Raw genomic sequence first — 17175 nt, forward strand, 5'->3', positions numbered from 1 at the left:
CCTCTTTTCATTTTACACGATTTTTAACTTTGCTCAGAACTTCACAAATAAGATTCGAATACTGTTCAAAATCTTATTACCGAATTATGAACAATGAGAATGAAAGTCAGTAATTATCTTAAAATAACTTCCTTTCCGAATCGCTATTAAAAAATTTATTAAATTTAGTATAAATCCCAAAACTTAGTCTGGGATTAAGTACCCATTAAATTTTTCTTAAATAATATCAAATAAAACAAATGAAAATCCCACCCAAAATTGGTTTATTTAGAGTGCATTAATCAGAATTTTTTCATGCAAAAAGATCCAATGTTACTTAATCATATGTTAAAATAATATTAAGTAACATAGTAAAGGCGTTTTCGCAAAGCACAAGATCGAAAAGCAATCTACCAGGACTCCTCCACTTTGCAGAGCATTAATCGCAGCGCTCTATTCATTTAACTCACCTAACAATTCAATGAATAACACCCCAGGCGTACACTCCATTTACTCGGTTTAACTATAGCTCCTCTCTGCAAATGACCTAAAGGAGATAGTAGCATTACTTATAATAAATTGGAGGTACTGACCAATTTATGAATGGTACTTCCTATAACGGTTTCCCTTGGATCTTCAATCGGATATAAGCTCTTTTCATTCACCTTAAGGAGGGATTTAATGAATATCGGAATTGGCATTATCTTGTTAATCTATTTGATGATCGTCGCGGTTGGATTTATAGCTTATATATATCTCTCAAAAAAGAGCAGAACCGGATATTTAGTCATAAACAAATCCTATACGAATGCCTTGTTTGTCCTTTTTATTACAATTGTTCTGGCAATTACGATGATTGCACTCCCTTTCATTCCTGTTGATAAAAGCTCTGCGGGCCAGTTAATCCTCGGAAGCAAGATTATTTCCCTCTTAACCCTTTGCGTCAGCTTGTTTGTATTAAGCAAGAGATACTTTAAACAACCCCCCTACTCAAAATAAAATATGTACACTGCCCACACCCTTTAAAAGACATTTTAGCAGGAAGACATGCAAATACATGTTGTGAGTGCGGGTGCTAAACTTTGGAAAATTTCACAAAGGTGCAGAAGACCTATCAATCAGATTGTAGCCATCAACGAGCTTGATAACTCCAATTGTGGTAGCCGGACAATCGCTTGTCATCAGCAGCATGAAGTGTGGTTCGAGAGCCTGCAGGCGAAGTAAGAAACGGTTCGGGATTATGGCTTAAGGGGTGTCTGTTACTGGGTACTGGGCATCCCGCTGCCCCAAATTACCCGTTCCTTCAAGAAAATTTCAAAGTTAGAAAGCGCCAATAGGAAAGACCCCCCGATTCCCTTTTGGGGGAAGCGGAGGGTCTTATTTATGTTTGACAGGCCAACTTTTTATTTTTAGTTAAAAAGCTTTAAGACATGCAGTTTTGGAATTGTATGAATTTACTAAATCCCTGTCTCAAATGATTCGCTAAGCTTTACTAAGGTGTGCAGCTTTGCAGAAAAGAGGAATAACTCTGAGTAATTTCTTTCAATATATTCAGCGATTGGTGCTAATCCCTTTCTTAAGAGATCAATTAAGTACAGAGAATAGTTTTCATCCCAATCGAATTGGTTAATTCGCTTCAACTCACTTGCAATCACTGAGAACTTGTACTCCTCCACAAAAAGCTTTAGCTGAAACGCCATAGACTTTTCAGGCACTATATTTCCTTCTTGGTGCTTAATAATATATTTAACAAAGGCTTCAATATTTTCAGAGAGTAAAATAGCCCTTCTCATTTTGGATTCCAACTTCCATCCCCCCTCCTGGCGGCTTTCTGCCTCGAGAGATTATATGAAATGTTGACTTAAATTACACCGGCCTTTTTAAAAAAATTGGCTGTGTTCGCAGTTTTCATTTGATTTTATTGAAGTGTGTTTTGGAGGTGGAAGGCGCATAATTTCGTGCGATTAATATTCTAGCTTCCAAAGGGCCACACCTGCAATGCTTTAGTACCCCACACTCAAATAGTGATCTAAAACCCTGGATGAAAAATTAATCTCCTCTATTAACACTTCCGCCACATTTTACAATCAACAGACTTGTTATTCAGCTTTTAAAAAACAAAATCCTTCGAAATCGCAGGATTAAGTAACATTCAACTCTCCATGTTTCTCCAGGGCTATTACTGTAAGGACGTACATCGCATGAGACCATGTTAGTGGCATGACCCAGGCCGGATCCCCCGTCATTTTATCAATCTGTTCCGGTAGCAAACCAAGATGGTTAGCGTGTTTAACAGACCAATCGAGGTAGCCTCTGGCTTTCTCGAACCTGCCTATCTTTGCATAATAAAGCGCAAGCCAGAGTGTTGAGATAATCCATGGATTACCGCCAATGTATATATCTCCGGTAAATCGTTCGATTCCGCCAACCTTAGGCGAAGTGAGCAGCCTTTCAATTGTCTCGGCTGTCTTGATCATCCGCTCATCCTGTTCGTCTATCATGTTAAATGGAACATTAAGCCCAAGCAGGCTGATATCAACTACCGGATCCTTCATAATCCGATACGTCTTATAGCCTTTCGTATTGGTTTCAACCATTGTTTCCTTTCCTGCTTCATTGACTTCAATATACATTCCTTCATCAACAGCGAGCTTCAAAGCCCTTAGGAAGGAACCACTTTCTTCGTTCCAGCAATGATCTAATATCGCTTTTTTAATTTTCCGGGCAGTCTTTTCCCACTTAATGGCCAGTTTTGTGTGCCCTAGCTTTCTGGCTATCTCAGCCGACCCAATCAACCCTCCATAAACAGACGCAGCCGAATAAAGATGTTCACCGCTGCGTTTCTCCCAAAGATCCATACTTGGCAGCGGCAGATTTGTCTCGGAGTCAATAAAGGTATTCAGGAAATTTGCTCCCTTTTCAACAGCAGGCCATACTCTTTGAATAAACTCATCATCACCTGTAAGAGTATAATGTTCGTTCATTCCCCATAAAATCGATCCTGTTTCATCAATCTGCAAGCCCCAGGTTGGAGCTAAAACTCCATCTATGTAATGGCGCTGATCCCAAGCTCCATCCTTTCCCTGGGTGGCAATCATAGAATAATAGAATTTTGAGACAAGCTGATGATAGCCTGCCTGGTCTACCGCTGTTGCAATATAGGCGGCATCCCTGCCCCAGCAATAGGCATATCCTCCCGAGTAATCATAATCCTCATCAACTTCCGGCCCGGCTATAAAATTGCCTCTAACCTCATCATTCAAAAGTTTGAACGTTAAAAGAGAACGAATATAAATATTATTTATTTTTTCATCCTTAATATCTATCGGGGTGGCCTGTGAAAGGAATTCATCCCAATATAACACGGTCCGTCTGTAAAGCTCCTCAGACCCTAATCTCTTCGCTGTCGACAGCATTTCGGATGATTCGTCTTTTGAAATTCCTGCAGCGATAAAAACAGTTAAGCGCCTTTCTTCCCCGGGATTGACGGAACCGAAACTCCAGGATAGCGCCCCATCCGTTTTGTTCATCACCTCACGGCCGCTTAATTTATTTTCTTTGGCCGATGCGAAAGCTTGGCCACACTGGTAATGCGTGGTTTCAAGGCTGCTGCCGACTGCGAAAGAGTATTGGCGATGGTAGTGCACAAGGCAATCCTCATCCTTGTTATATAAGACAGTATTGAATCGCTCTCGATCGTCTATTGTAAAATCGGAATAAACGATAAAGGTAAGGTCCTTTTCCGAGCTTGATAAACTCCGAATCGTATAGTCACGCACCAAAACATCCATACCTGGCACGACAAAATCGATCTGTTTTATCTCAATCTCCATAGTGGTATTGACACCAACTGTCACAAGGATATTTGTATTCCCTTCATAATATTGCTCATAATTCCAGCCATCCTCATGCATGAAACAGGCTGGTTTCTCGGTATTGTACCCATAAATTCCTGTGTAAAAATTATTAAGGTGCTGCGGGAAGTCAATGCGCGGCCAGTTCAACCGCTGAAGCTGGCCATCCTTTGTCAAGGAGGCAAGCATTTTGGAATTCCCAATCAGCCCATCAATTAAATATGGTTTCTTTCTCATCCTACGTCACTCCTGGCAAGGGTGAAATTTAAAATCATCTAAAACATTACCCTATCAAACAAACGAAAAACCCTGATTATTATGCTCTCTTTCACACTTACCCCTTATTTACCGAACAAAACGAAGCAGCTGAAAAGGGATGGAATTTTGGAATAGAATAAAAAATAAATTTCTCCCCGGATTGCAAAAACCTTAGATAACAACAATTCTTAACTACATTATCACAAATAGAATGCGTTTTTACCCGTTGGATACCCTATAAGATATGGTATAGATTTCAAGTTCATATGACTTTGTGATGTTACATAACTTATGATAAAATCAAATTAAGTAACATTAGGAGGAATTCCGGTGGAGTATGTTGACCCCATAAAAGACATTGAACTTATTAATTCCATTAAGGAAGAATTAAGGAAGAACTCACAGCGGGACGTTTTATTGTTTGTGTTTGGAATAAATACCGGGATTAGGGTAAGTGATCTGCTTTCTTTAAAGGTTGAAGATGTATGGGATGGAGAAGCAGTTCGGGAATTTTTATATATCGATGAGGGCGAAGATGAGGAACCAAAGGCTTTTTATTTGAACAAAAGCATCAATAATGAACTTGAATTATACTTCCGGCAGTATCCTCTCCAGAATAACGATTACTTGTTCAAGTCAAAAAAGAATGAACTTCCAATCACCAGACAGCAAGCTTATAGAATTATCAATCATGCTGCCAAAAAAGTCGGGGTGTCTGGCAAAATCGGTACACATACGCTGCGTAAGACTTTTGGATATCATGCCTACCGAAAAGGGATAGCAATTTCTATTTTAATGGAGGTTTTTAACCACCATAGCTCAAAGGAAACGTTTAAGTATCTTGGAATTGACAAAGAAGAAGAGCATTTAATAAGGGTGGATGTAAATTTATAATGGGACAATTAGAACTCATTTAATTGGCCAGACCAGGTACTATCATTGAGCCATTTCATTACGAAAAACTTGAAGAATCTCAATTTAGGGGTTTTTGTAAGGTAAGCAACTGATTTGTTTTTGTAGCAGTTTTTGATTTTTATAAAAATAAAACCCCCGCCATAATGGCGGAGGTCAAATCGGACTTATTGATCTTCTTCGTCTTGAAGTTCCAATTCCATGTCTACATTTTCTAGTTTCACAACAAAATCATCTGTTACTTGGACATGAAGCATTTGGTTATCCTTCATGAACTTGAACACTCCAGTATTAAAATCTGTTCCCTGTTCCTTAAAGAAAATCCCATCATATAATACGTCCTTCGTATGCTTAAAGATTACCCTATAGTTTTCTTGATCTTGCACAAGGTAGGCACGGACACCTTTTTCATAGGTCCCTTCCGCTTCCCTTAAATATCGTGAAACAGATACAATATGCAAATCGACAAAAGGCACTTCTTTTAGCAAAGAATTGATGATTGATCCTTTTGCAAGCTGCTCCCATCTGCTTTGTGCAGTCTGCCCAAGGATGATCTGGGTAACCTGCTTTTCCCTTGCTACTTGAGCAATCACTTTTGAAATAGGCCTTTTTTCATTATCCATTAAAATGAACGAGTCAGCCCCGTGAGCATCGGCGATTTGTTTCCATTTGGAAATATAGTGTGATTTCTCTGCATCCATTTCACTGAATGGAGTTGGGTCTACGGTCAAAATGTAAAGCGGACAGTCCAGCATATTCGCTATTTTGCAGCCGCGCTGGATGAGCCGTTCGCCATTTGGCCCGTAATAAACACAGACTAGGATGCTTTCGTCCATGCGCCCCTTGATTTTTTTCATTAAAATGTCACCTCGGAATAGATGTGATGTACTTAACAAATATTGAATGTAAGTGGACTCTGTATGACTATAGCCTATGGCAATTGGCTAGTCAATCCCATTTAATCCCGTAACCCAAAACATAATGGTAATAACCAATTTTTAATCAACAAATATTTCTTTTAGAAGGAGGCGGTCAAATTGCATTCCATACACCTAATGATAGTACTTCCTTTTTTATTCGCTCTCTTTGTGCCGTTTTTATATAAATACTTTGCACCGCGGATACACACAGGATGGTTTGTATTATTTGTTCCAGCAGCAATCTTCCTATACTTTCTCCGGTTTGTCCCCCGGCTGCCAAATGGCGATAATCTTTTAGCCTCTGTTCCATGGATGCCTTCACTCGGCATTGACTATACCGTGTATAGTGATGGGCTCAGTTTGATTTTTGGCCTACTGATTACTGGTATAGGGGCTCTTGTCATACTTTATTCCATTTATTATATGTCCAAACACAGGGAAGCCCTCCATAATTTCTATGTTTACTTGCTGTTATTTATGGGCGCAATGCTCGGGGTTGTCTTCTCGGACAATATCCTGCTTCTTTATGTTTTTTGGGAATTGACGAGCATCTCTTCTTTCCTATTGATTGCTTATTGGTATCAGCGTGAACGGTCACGCTATGGTGCACAAAAGTCTTTGCTTATTACTGTATTCGGCGGGCTTGCCATGCTTTCGGGCTTCATTATGTTATCGATGATAACTGGAACCTACAGCATTCGGGAAATGATTGGCCAGGTTGATGATATCACCTCCCATTCTTTGTTCATACCGGCAATGATCATGATACTGCTGGGTGCTTTTACGAAATCAGCACAGTTTCCGTTCAGTATATGGCTGCCAGGTGCGATGGAAGCTCCTACACCAATTAGCGCCTACCTTCATTCTGCTACCATGGTAAAAGCAGGTATTTATTTAGTTGCACGCTTTACGCCTGTTTTTGGTGGAGAAGCCGAGTGGTTTTGGCTTGTCTCTGGTATAGGTATCATTACGTTGCTTTATGGTTCTATAAACGCTGTAAAACAAACTGATTTGAAGGCTCTGCTTGCCTATTCAACCATCAGCCAATTGGGCTTGATTATGAGCCTGTTCGGTATGGGGTCTGCGGCTTTGTATTTTAACGGAGGCGATGAATCTTCCATCTACAGTGTTGCTGTCTTTGCTGCGATATTCCATCTTATCAACCATTCTACCTTTAAAGGCGCACTCTTCATGGTTGTCGGAATTATCGACCATGAAACTGGTACCCGTGATATCCGTAAACTCGGAGGCTTAATGCAAATCATGCCGATATCCTTTACGCTTGCTGTAATTGGAGCATTTTCAATGGCGGGGCTTCCTCCGTTTAACGGGTTTTTAAGCAAGGAAATGTTTTTCACAGCTGTGGTTAATGCCTCAGGCATGTCGATCTTCAATATGGAAACACTCGGTATACTTTTTCCTGTAATCGCCTGGGTTGCCAGTGTGTTTACATTCATATACAGTATGATTCTTGTGTTTAAGACGTTCAGAGGAAAATACAAGCCTGAAAAATTGGATAAAAAGCCACATGAAGCGCCTATTGGTATGTTAATTCCGCCAATCGTACTGGCTATCCTTGTTGTAGTAATATTCTTCTTTCCGAATGTCCTTTCCGAGTATTTGCTCCAGCCAGCAGCACATGCTGTTCTGCCTGGTTTGCCGGAAAGTGTATTTGCCAAAGAAATCAGTGCTTGGCACGGACCTAATCTTGAGCTATTCATGACCATTGGAGTAGTCGTATTCGGCGTTCTGCTTTATGTGTATTTAAAAAAATGGGTCGTGTCCCTAAGGAAATATCCGCATTCTCTAACCTTAAATCATTTCTATGATGTGTTGCTCGAACGAAGCGAAGAGATTTCCAGTTCGCTGACGAACCGATATATGAATGGCAGTATACGGAACTACCTAATCTATATTTTCGGATTTTTAATCCTGCTTGCCGGGGGTGCTCTCCTTGTCTCAAATCGACTTTCATTTGAAGCCGCAAACAATGCGCCCGTCTCGCTTTTCGAAGGAGCAATTGCGGCTGCAATGCTAGCAGCTGGCTTGACGGTACTATTTACAAAATCCAGAATGACAGCCATTGTTGCCCTTGGAGGATTGGGGTATCTCGTTTCCATGTTATTTGTTTTATTCAGGGCTCCTGATTTGGCCTTGACGCAATTGGTTGTGGAAACGGTGACGACTGCTTTATTCCTTCTATGTTATTACCACCTGCCGACATTCTTCAAAGGAAACGAGCGAGTACCCTTTAAGCCTTTGAATCTGATTATTTCTCTTGGTGTAGGAGCAACAGTGACACTGTTTGCTTTGTCTGCCAATGGCAACAGGCTTTTTGAACCTATTTCAAGCTATTACGAAAATTCCTATGAACTTGCCGGAGCAAGAAATATTGTAAATGCGATTCTGGTCGATTTCAGGGGAATAGATACCATGATGGAAATAGCGGTTCTGACGATAGCCGCCCTTGGAGTCTTTACGTTAATTAAACTGGAAATGAACAGGAGTGAGAAGAATGAAGAAACTAAATGATGTCATACTGCGAAGTGTGGCAAGAGTTGCGGTTGTCATTATTCTCACATTTGCAATAAACCTCTACTTCTCCGGCCACCATTATCCTGGAGGAGGCTTTATCGGCGGGCTTACGCTTGCTTCTGCCGTTACACTGCTGTTCCTAACATATGATATTGAATCGGTACGGGAGAATGTACCTGTCGACTTCAAAGCAATGGCGGCAGTAGGAGTACTTATTGCAGTAATGACCGGGGCTGGAGGAATGCTCTTCAATGAACCATTCCTTACACAGGCATTCGATTACTTCAATTTGCCCATATTCGGAAAAACCGAGCTGGCAACAGCGGTCATTTTTGATCTCGGTGTCGCCTTGGCGGTAATCGGGACAGCCATGACTATTATTATTACGATAAGCGAGGACCGATAACTATGGAAACTTTAATGTCGGTACTTGTCGGGGTCTTGTTTACCATTGGAACGTATTTAATTTTATCTAAAAATCTATTGAGGATTATACTGGGGACCTCGGTCATTAGCCATGCTGTCAATCTGCTGATCATTACAATGGGCGGATTAAAAACAGGTGGAGCTCCCCTTTTAGGAATTGGCGGGGATACCTTTACTGATCCTTTGCCGCAGGCACTTATTCTTACGGCTATTGTCATCAGCTTTGCGACCACCGCCCTTTTCCTAGTCCTTAGCTATCGTGCATATAGGGTGCTTGGAACTGATGACACGGAACAAATGCGAGGTAATGAAAATGAATAATTTACTCATACTGCCCATTATTATCCCTTTAATCATAGGGATGGTTATGGTCATCATTCGAAACAAGATAATGGTGCAAAGGCTGCTGGGAATTCTGGCTATCGTTGCCACCGGGGCGGTATCAGCCGTTTTAATGTTTCAAATTAAAACGGACGGCATCCAGGTTCTCCATATTGGCGGCTGGAAGGCACCTTTCGGGGTAAGCTTTGCTGCTGATATGTTCTCTGCGCTTCTACTAATTACAACGAGTATCGTTGCGCTATTCTGCTTTCTATACGCGTTTCGTTCCATCGGGAAGGAACGGGAACTACATTATTTTTACCCGTTATTTTTATTCCTAATTACTGGGGTTAACGGGTCATTCATTACAGGTGATATCTTTAATCTGTTTGTATGCTTTGAGGTTATGCTTATATCCTCTTACGTATTGATCTCCCTGGGTGGTACCCGTCTGCAACTGCGGGAATCAATTAAATATGTGCTGGTAAATTTGATATCCTCCTTCCTTTTCCTTGTGGCAATTTCCTACTTGTACGCCACAATAGGGACGCTGAATTTCGCACATCTATCAGTCCGCGTTGCTGAGGCCGGACAAGACGGCCTGCTTACTGCTATTTCACTGCTATTTTTAATTGTTTTTAGCCTGAAGGCGGGATTGTTATTATTCTTTTGGCTGCCTGGTTCTTACAGCGCACCTCCAACAGCAATTGCGGCAGTGTTTGCAGCGCTTCTTACCAAAGTGGGTATTTACTCGATAATTCGAATTTTCACACTCGTGTTTTACCACGAGCCGGAAACAACCCATTTGATTATCGGAATCATGAGTGCACTTACCATGCTTTTAGGTGCAATAGGTGCTATTGCATTTTGGGACATCAAGAAGATCCTGACGTATAACGTGATTGTTGGCGTTGGCTTTATTTTAGCAGGGCTTGCATCAAGCACACCGGAAGGATTAACCGGATCCCTTTACTACCTTATTCATGACATGATTATTAAGGCCCTTCTCTTCCTTATCGGGGGAACTGTTATCGCGATTACAGGAACGGCTAATTTAAGAAACTTCAGCGGCTTGATCCAAACATATCCCTATCTAGGCTGGATGTTTTTTGTGGCAGCACTGTCATTGTCCGGGATTCCGCCGTTAAGCGGGTTTATCGGCAAGGTTTATATAACAGAAGGAACATTCGAGGCTGGTTACTTCTGGCTAGGGGCTATCGGCCTCCTGGCAAGCCTGATGGTCCTTTATTCAGTTTTAAAAATCTTTATGTATGGTTTTTGGGGAGAATCCTACCTTAATGAAGAAACTGAAAAAGGGAAAACGAAAGGATTACTGTTCCCGATTGCAGCCCTGACTGCTCTTACCATCGCACTGGGGCTTGGCGCTGAGGGAATTCATTCCTTTGCAGAGCTTGCTGTTGAAAGCTTGATGGATCCCTCACTTTATATTGATGCAGTCCTTGGAGAGTACAAAGGTTGATCTTAAAAAGATTTTTTGATTATTACGGAAAGGGGTGGTCTTTATGGCAATGCAGGTATTAACCAATCTGTTTATCGCCTTGCTTTGGGCGGCTCTCCAAGAGGATTGGAGTGTTCTGACCTTTTTCAGCGGCTACTTGGTCGGAATCCTCGTCCTATTCTTAATGCGCCGCTTTCTTCCGGACAATTTTTATTTGATTACATTTGTAAATATCATTAAATTATTTTTCGTTTTTATTCAAGAGTTATTTACCTCCAGTATTCTTGTGATTCGGCAAGTCATCAGGCCGAAGTTAAATATAACACCAGGAATCTTTATTGTGGAAACAGATTTGGAGACAGACACAGAGGTTACCCTTCTCTCCCTGCTGTTAACCTTAACCCCTGGATCAGTTGTTATTAAGGTTTCAGATGACGGCCAAACGTTATACGTCCATGCAATGGATATCCCTGAATCGAGTGAATCTGTGCTTAAATCGAAACTGCGATTTGAAAATTATATTAAGAAGGTGACACGGAAATGTTAGATTTAATATTAAAGATTTCATTGGTCTTCCTAACCCTTTCCATCCTTGCCACCTTTTATCGTCTCATCAAAGGCCCATCTTCTCCTGACAGGATTCAGGCGCTGGATTCAATCGGGATTAATTTGATAGCCGGTGTTGCCATAACTTCTGTCCTTCTAAGGACACATGCGTTTTTTGAAGTAATCTTGCTGATTGGGATATTATCCTTTATTGGAACCCTTGCGTTTGCAAGATTCCTGGAAAGGGGTGTAGCCATTGAATCCAAACGATCTGAGTGAAATGATTGCGGCTATTCTTATTTTGGCTGGTACGTTCATAAGTTTTTTAAGCGCCATCGGATTAGTAAGACTGCCAGATGTGTATACACGCTCCCATGCCGCTTCAAAAAGCTCAACTCTGGGTGTTTTGTTTACACTCGTAGGTACATTTATATTCTTCCTTTTTAGCGATGGCTTTTTTAGCGTCAGGCTGCTTCTTGGAATCTTCTTCGTATTCCTGACCGCCCCGGTATCAGCGCACTTAATTGCCAGGGCTGCTTATATTACGAATGTGAAAATGGCCGAGACAACCGTCAAGGACGAGCTGGGCGAAGCGATAGAAAAACGGAAGCAATCCAAATAAATTATTGTCCCTTCATTTTATGGAGGGGCATTTTTTATTTTTATGCTGATTCCGCTACATATAGAAAAGCTCTTTATCACGAGAAAGGCGAATTTTGCCTGTCGGGAGGCGCCTGGCTTTCTTCGGGCGGTAAGCCTTTCTAACCGCTCTCACTAGGGGACTGAATTAAACAGCCTATGTGAAATGTGGCGGAATTGTTAATACCGGCTATAAATTTTCCGATCAGGGTTATAAAATTTTGGTTCAGGGCTATAAGTGTAGCATTCGGGGTTATAAATTTTACTAGCGGAATATGAGGTGTTAAGAGCATTGCATAAGAAAATGCTGATGGAAAAACCCCCATTTAAAAACCCCCTTTCTCATTAGAAAGAGGGTTAAATATATTTTAATTTTAAAGGAACAAGCCTACGATGGTTCCGGTCAGAACAGATCCCATTGTAGCCACTAACAATACCTTCAAACCAACCTTGGCCAACCTGCTCGCCTGTTCACCATTGATAGCTTGTACGGTTCCAAGGATAATTCCAATCGAAGAAAAGTTCGCAAATGAAACCAAGAATGCTGAAACGATACCGACTGTCTTCGGAGTCATATCCGGAATAATTTTCATAAAATCGAGCATCGCAACAAATTCATTAGCCGCAACTTTCGTACCCATAACAGAACCTGCCCTTACAATTTCCGAGGTCGGTATTCCCATTATGAATGCAACAGGTGCAAAGATGTACCCGAGGATTTCCTGGAACGACATTCCTACCAAACCTTCGAGAATGAAGTTCAGCATCGCAAGTAATCCAATATACGTAATCAACATTGCTCCTACGATCAGAGCAGTTTTTCCACCGATTAAAGCACCATTTCCGATTGCTTCAAATAATGATTTTTCAGGAATCATTTCTTTTATATCTATCTCATCATCTTCTTCCTTCGGTACTGGGCAAACCATTGAAGAAAGAATTAATCCAGAAAATACGTTAATTGGTAAAGCAACCAGCACAAACTCGGCAGGAATCATTTGCATATAAGCACCTAATATCGAGCATGATACCGCTACGAGAGAAGATGTTACTACAATAAACAATCGGTTTGGAGAAAGTTTATGCAGCTGGGATTTTACTGATAGAATAGCAGTTGTATCGCCAAAAACCATTGAGTTGACCGCTACGAATGATTCAATTTTAGGAAGGCCAGTTACTTTAGCAACAGCACCGCCAATATATTTAATAGCTAATGGCAAAATTCTTGTATACGTGAGAATTGAGAGCAATGCAGAAACAAACACAATCATCATTAGGACGTCAACAAAGAAGTAGCCCTTCGTCGAAAGATCACCAAATACGAATGAAATTCCTTCATGGCCGAAAGACAAAACTTTATTAAAGACATCGACTATTGCTTGCAAAACTTTTTTGCCAATCGAGGTGTTGAGCATGAACCAGGCTATAAAAAGCTGTACAGCCAACATGATGCCGACAGCACGAAAATTAATATTTTTCTTATCGTTCGACATAACCCATGCAATCCCTATGAGTGCGAGGATTCCTATAATTCCTAGTATGATTGTCATTGATTTTACCCCCATAACTAAATTAGAAATGAAAAATTTTTCTTCGCATAAACAAGCTGGCTCAAAATATTTGAGGATGGAATTCCAATTCCCTAACAAAAAAGACCTAGCCGTTAGCGCTTACATTTCATTCGTTATTGCAGGATAACTATATCACATTTTTGAACATTTGTTACTTTAATTTTGAACAAAAATAAAGTTTATATATTGCTAATTCAGGAATTTTTAGGCTAATTCAGATAATTGTTACTAATAATGTCGCTTTTTAAAGAAATACTTGAAATTTTGTAAATCATAACTAAAACTTTTGTAAAATTATACTTAAATGGAATAATTTGCACCGCAGCCATAGTAAAAACCCAAAGTATAGATTCTTTTCCTTAAATGAACAGGCAATCGTCTTGCAACTATCTAAAGCAGGAATATTAAAAAGACCAATTCACTAAGAATTGGCCTGAAAAAAAATTAATATTTATGTTTTACAACCTTAGGAGACTGTCACCGTACGAGTGACGCTAATTTTACCCTTGGAGTCTTTTGCATTGAAGTACATTTTCGTCCCAACGCGGTATTTTGGAATTTTTACCGAAAAGGTGCCGTACACATTCGCCTTTGCTGTATATGTCCTGGTACCAACCTTTACGGTGACAGTAGCATATTTCTCGGTTTTACCCGTCACAGAAGTGGAATAATAACGGACTTTATTAACGACAGGCTGGTTAGGAGCGACTCTGATAACAGTTGCCGATTTAGCAGCACTTACACGATCGGCACTATCTTTGGCTGTTACCGAGATTTTTGTGCCCCAATTTTGAACTGGAATTCCAATTTTAAAATTACCATATTTGTCTGCCTTTTTTACATACTTTTTTCCGGCAATTGCCACTGTTACTGTAGCATTCGCCTCTGTTTTTCCAGAGACTGCGAAATCTTTGTTATCTACTGTTGAAACGGAAGGTCTATTCGGAGCGACCTTCAATGCCTTAGTGGATTTTGGCGCACTGACTTTCCCGGCTGCATCTTTTGCTGTCAAAGTTAACACTGTACCGGCATTTTGGGCAGTGAATGGAATTTTAAAAGCACCATATTTATCTGCAGTAACCGTTTTATATGATTTTCCCGAAATATATAGCGTTACTTTGGCATTTGCTTCAGTTTTCCCAGAAATCAAAGTGGTCTTGTTTGTTACAGTGTTCATAGTTGGCATATTCGGCGCCACTCTGTTGACTTTAATCGTTCTGGCAGGGCTTTTATTCCCTCTTCGATCAGTTGCGACAGCCGAAATTTCAGTGCCGGTATTTTGGACTGGAATTGTTATACTAAAATTACCTTCTTCACTTGCTGTTAAAGTCTTATAATGTTTACCGGAAATAGACAAAACTACTGTTGCTTTTGATTCTGTCTTTCCGACAACTTTTGTATCTTTATTCGTTATCTTATTGGTAGTATTTATACTTGGCGCCAAGGGATTTGTTTTCTCAATATATGCTGAAGATATATACCCCGTCTTACCATCCTCTGTTTTTACCGGAAACCAAACAAAGTGGTTTTGAATAGTATCACTGGTTGTATCGTAAACAAATTGCTTATCAATTATAAGGCCAGTCCCTTTTGGCAATACACCTTTACTAGCAGAACTTCTGCTGGCATTAGTTCGAAGTGTCACTCCATCAAATGTCACCATTACTCGATCACCAGGTTTAAGGTTATATGCAGTATAATGAAACGGTCCATTAAGTTCATATATAAGTTTAGTAAACTTAAATGTGGTATCGGTTGCTTCTGGACTATCATCATAAAGAAAATCTTCATTAGTAAATGGATAATCAGTTAAAACAGTATCACCTGAAAAGCTATCTCTTTCTATTTTTGAAAAAACCTGTTCTTGATAAGCCCCAGTATTTGTTACCCCTGTCTTTTTAACTAATGGGCTATTTACAGGAACTAATCCGTTATAAGCCATTACAGCAAAATACCAATTCTCAATAACCTCTCGCCCGGATCCTTTTATCTTTGGAAGTTTCTCCATAGCATACATACTATTAAGAACTTCGACCCCTGCCTTGATATTATAGGCTATATCTGTTCTCAATTTAGTTTGGTCATACTGGGGCTTATTCGTTAACTGCATTATCCCAATACCACCATCAGATGACTCATATGGTTTCCCATTCTCATCAAACTGCCTCCAGCCACTTTCCTGTGAAGCAACAGCCTTTACAACTTCGGGTGGAATATCAGCCTCAATGGCGGCAGTTGTAAGAAGGCAATTTATATGCTGAAAAGAAGGATTTTGATTTTGCGGGATTTCACCAAAACGGGTACAGCTGGATGATGTCTCTGTCTGTGCCGCAACTTCACTTACTGGTAAAATGCCAATAATAAGACTGGCAGCAATACCGGCCTTTAACAACCATGATTTCATTATATTTCTCCCTTCATATTCAAGGTAGTAATTTACCACACTATTAAAATTCTACCTTATAAGTATTGGAAATGTAACTAGAAACTTACCAAAAAATGTTTACTAACTTTTGTGCTGGTTTGGACATTTACTCTGTATTAACCTGGTTGCTACAATGAATAGAGATTTTATTTTAGAAGGATGAGCGATATGCCTACCATTTATTTTGACAACAGCGCAACTACAAAGCCGTACCCAGAAGTAATCGATACAATAACTCGCATGTTGGCTGAGGTTTATGGGAACCCCTCCTCCCTTCATCAGCTCGGGAAAGAAAGTAAGCATGAGGTTGAAAGAGCACGGAAAATCATTGCTGATTCCCTCGGAGTGAAACCTGATGAGATATATTTTACATCCGGTGGAACTGAAGCGGATAACCTTGCGATAAAAGGAGCATGCCTGGCAAATGCCCATCTTGGCAAGCATATTGTTACTACAGAAGTAGAGCACCCTGCAGTCACAAAAACAATCCGTGACTTAAAAAAGCAAGGCTGGAAGGTCTCGTACATTCCCGCACTAAATGGAGTACTTGATTTGGAGGAATTGGAACACTCTATCAGGCAAGACACTGTTCTTGTCAGTGCCATGCTGGTCCAGAATGAAACGGGCGCAATTTTTCCTGTACATGAAATAAAGAACATCATTGAAAAAAAGGCGTCACCCGCGCTTTTGCACTGTGATGCTGTTCAGGGTTTTGGCAAGCTGCCCTTTACTGCAGGGAGCCTCGGCGCCGACTTGATTAGTATGAGCGGCCATAAACTGCATGGACCAAAAGGTATTGGCGCTCTTTATGTAAAAAAGGGAACAGCTATTTTTTCGAACATATTAGGAGGCGGACAGGAACGCGGTTTACGGTCGGGAACAGAAAATACCGCCTTTATTGCTGGATTCGGCCAAGCTTTCCGAATTACTTTTTCCAATATCGGAAAAACGATGGATTATATAGCAGAATTGAGGAATTATTGCCTGGAGCAAATAGAGGAACGCCTTCCCCAGGCTGTGATCAACTCATCAAGACAAGGTGCACTGCATATTGTCAATCTCTCCATGCCCGGCCATTATAACAAAAACATCGTTGAACAGTTGGATGCATTGGGGATATACATCTCCTCGGCTGCTGCCTGCAAGTCCAATCACTCCCGGGGTCCCTCAGTCCTGGAGTCGCTTGGCTTAAGCCGGGAAATGGCTAATAGTGCAATCCGCATCAGTTTTTCACATGAGAACACAAAAGATGAAGTTGATATCCTTATTGAAGAGTTGGCACGGTTATATAGTAAAAGCCCAAGCAGTTAATGCTTTGGGCCTTTTTTAT

At 40.6% G+C, this 17175-nt stretch carries 15 protein-coding genes; 10 read left to right on the forward strand and 5 right to left on the reverse strand.

Annotated elements, in window-relative coordinates:
* Positions 1–660: 660 nt before the first annotated feature.
* Positions 661–978 (forward strand): hypothetical protein, encoded by a 318-nt coding sequence (locus tag AM500_RS14520; RefSeq protein ID WP_053599861.1) that lies wholly within the window; start codon positions 661–663, stop codon positions 976–978.
* 458 nt (positions 979–1436) lie between these two features.
* On the opposite strand, the gene AM500_RS14525 is transcribed toward AM500_RS14520, so the two are convergent.
* Positions 1437–1784 carry a hypothetical protein gene (locus AM500_RS14525; RefSeq protein ID WP_053599862.1) on the reverse strand — a complete coding sequence of 116 codons (348 nt, stop codon included), beginning with the start codon at positions 1782–1784 and terminating at the stop codon, positions 1437–1439.
* A 336-nt stretch (positions 1785–2120) separates the two neighbouring features.
* Positions 2121–4070, reverse strand: a complete 1950-nt coding sequence (locus tag AM500_RS14530; RefSeq protein ID WP_053599863.1) for a glycoside hydrolase family 15 protein — start codon at positions 4068–4070, stop codon at positions 2121–2123.
* 351 nt (positions 4071–4421) lie between these two features.
* Between AM500_RS14530 and AM500_RS14535 the strand changes: the two genes are divergently transcribed.
* Positions 4422–4985 (forward strand): tyrosine-type recombinase/integrase, encoded by a 564-nt coding sequence (locus AM500_RS14535; protein ID WP_053599864.1) that lies wholly within the window; start codon positions 4422–4424, stop codon positions 4983–4985.
* Positions 4986–5170: 185 nt separating this feature from the next.
* Here the strand turns inward: AM500_RS14535 and AM500_RS14540 are convergent, their stop codons facing one another.
* Complete coding sequence (locus AM500_RS14540) at positions 5171–5860, reverse strand: universal stress protein (protein WP_053599865.1); 690 nt, start codon at positions 5858–5860, stop codon at positions 5171–5173.
* Between the two features lie 180 nt (positions 5861–6040).
* On the opposite strand from AM500_RS14540, the gene AM500_RS14545 reads away from it, so the two are divergent.
* Genes AM500_RS14545 through AM500_RS14575 form a run of 7 tightly spaced genes read left to right on the forward strand, consistent with a single transcriptional unit; the run spans position 6041 to position 11832 of the window.
* Positions 6041–8455, forward strand: a complete 2415-nt coding sequence (locus AM500_RS14545) for a Na+/H+ antiporter subunit A (RefSeq protein WP_156319826.1) — start codon at positions 6041–6043, stop codon at positions 8453–8455.
* Complete coding sequence (locus tag AM500_RS14550; RefSeq protein ID WP_043929718.1) at positions 8439–8864, forward strand: Na(+)/H(+) antiporter subunit B; 426 nt, start codon at positions 8439–8441, stop codon at positions 8862–8864. Before AM500_RS14545 ends, AM500_RS14550 begins: the two co-directional genes overlap by 17 nt.
* Before the next feature lie 2 nt (positions 8865–8866).
* Entirely contained in the window at positions 8867–9205 is a 339-nt protein-coding gene (locus AM500_RS14555; protein ID WP_053599866.1) for a Na(+)/H(+) antiporter subunit C, read from the forward strand.
* Complete coding sequence (locus AM500_RS14560; RefSeq protein WP_053599867.1) at positions 9198–10685, forward strand: Na+/H+ antiporter subunit D; 1488 nt, start codon at positions 9198–9200, stop codon at positions 10683–10685. The genes AM500_RS14555 and AM500_RS14560 overlap by 8 nt, the downstream gene beginning before the upstream one ends.
* A gap of 43 nt (positions 10686–10728) precedes the next feature.
* Positions 10729–11211 carry a Na+/H+ antiporter subunit E gene (locus AM500_RS14565; protein ID WP_053599868.1) on the forward strand — a complete coding sequence of 161 codons (483 nt, stop codon included), beginning with the start codon at positions 10729–10731 and terminating at the stop codon, positions 11209–11211.
* On the forward strand, positions 11205–11489 hold the full coding sequence (locus tag AM500_RS14570; RefSeq protein ID WP_043929721.1) for a Na(+)/H(+) antiporter subunit F1: 285 nt from the start codon (positions 11205–11207) through the stop codon (positions 11487–11489). The genes AM500_RS14565 and AM500_RS14570 overlap by 7 nt, the downstream gene beginning before the upstream one ends.
* Positions 11467–11832 (forward strand): Na+/H+ antiporter subunit G, encoded by a 366-nt coding sequence (locus AM500_RS14575; protein ID WP_053599869.1) that lies wholly within the window; start codon positions 11467–11469, stop codon positions 11830–11832. Before AM500_RS14570 ends, AM500_RS14575 begins: the two co-directional genes overlap by 23 nt.
* 391 nt (positions 11833–12223) lie before the next feature.
* Here AM500_RS14575 and AM500_RS14585 read toward each other — a convergent pair whose 3' ends face one another.
* Entirely contained in the window at positions 12224–13399 is a 1176-nt protein-coding gene (locus AM500_RS14585; protein ID WP_053599871.1) for a NupC/NupG family nucleoside CNT transporter, read from the reverse strand.
* A 487-nt stretch (positions 13400–13886) separates the two neighbouring features.
* Positions 13887–15824 carry an Ig-like domain-containing protein gene (locus AM500_RS25080; protein ID WP_082347238.1) on the reverse strand — a complete coding sequence of 646 codons (1938 nt, stop codon included), beginning with the start codon at positions 15822–15824 and terminating at the stop codon, positions 13887–13889.
* A 189-nt stretch (positions 15825–16013) separates the two neighbouring features.
* Between AM500_RS25080 and AM500_RS14595 the strand changes: the two genes are divergently transcribed.
* Positions 16014–17156, forward strand: coding sequence for a cysteine desulfurase family protein (locus tag AM500_RS14595; RefSeq protein ID WP_053599872.1), 1143 nt, complete (start codon positions 16014–16016; stop codon positions 17154–17156).
* Positions 17157–17175: the final 19 nt, after the last annotated feature.

Source organism: Bacillus sp. FJAT-18017 (assembly GCF_001278805.1).
Classification (GTDB): Bacteria; Bacillota; Bacilli; order Bacillales; family Cytobacillaceae; genus Bacillus_D.

Bases quoted from the DNA above. Each gene is read 5' to 3' on its own strand.
- AM500_RS25080 (WP_082347238.1), bottom strand. From the start codon at position 15,824: ATGAAATCATGGTTGTTAAAGGCCGGTATTGCTGCCAGTCTTATTATT.
- AM500_RS14520 (WP_053599861.1), top strand. From the start codon at position 661: ATGAATATCGGAATTGGCATTATCTTGTTAATCTATTTGATGATCGTC.
- AM500_RS14595 (WP_053599872.1), top strand. From the start codon at position 16,014: ATGCCTACCATTTATTTTGACAACAGCGCAACTACAAAGCCGTACCCA.
- AM500_RS14560 (WP_053599867.1), top strand. From the start codon at position 9,198: ATGAATAATTTACTCATACTGCCCATTATTATCCCTTTAATCATAGGG.
- AM500_RS14585 (WP_053599871.1), bottom strand. From the start codon at position 13,399: ATGACAATCATACTAGGAATTATAGGAATCCTCGCACTCATAGGGATT.
- AM500_RS14530 (WP_053599863.1), bottom strand. From the start codon at position 4,070: ATGAGAAAGAAACCATATTTAATTGATGGGCTGATTGGGAATTCCAAA.
- AM500_RS14565 (WP_053599868.1), top strand. From the start codon at position 10,729: ATGGCAATGCAGGTATTAACCAATCTGTTTATCGCCTTGCTTTGGGCG.
- AM500_RS14555 (WP_053599866.1), top strand. From the start codon at position 8,867: ATGGAAACTTTAATGTCGGTACTTGTCGGGGTCTTGTTTACCATTGGA.
- AM500_RS14540 (WP_053599865.1), bottom strand. From the start codon at position 5,860: ATGAAAAAAATCAAGGGGCGCATGGACGAAAGCATCCTAGTCTGTGTT.
- AM500_RS14570 (WP_043929721.1), top strand. From the start codon at position 11,205: ATGTTAGATTTAATATTAAAGATTTCATTGGTCTTCCTAACCCTTTCC.
- AM500_RS14550 (WP_043929718.1), top strand. From the start codon at position 8,439: ATGAAGAAACTAAATGATGTCATACTGCGAAGTGTGGCAAGAGTTGCG.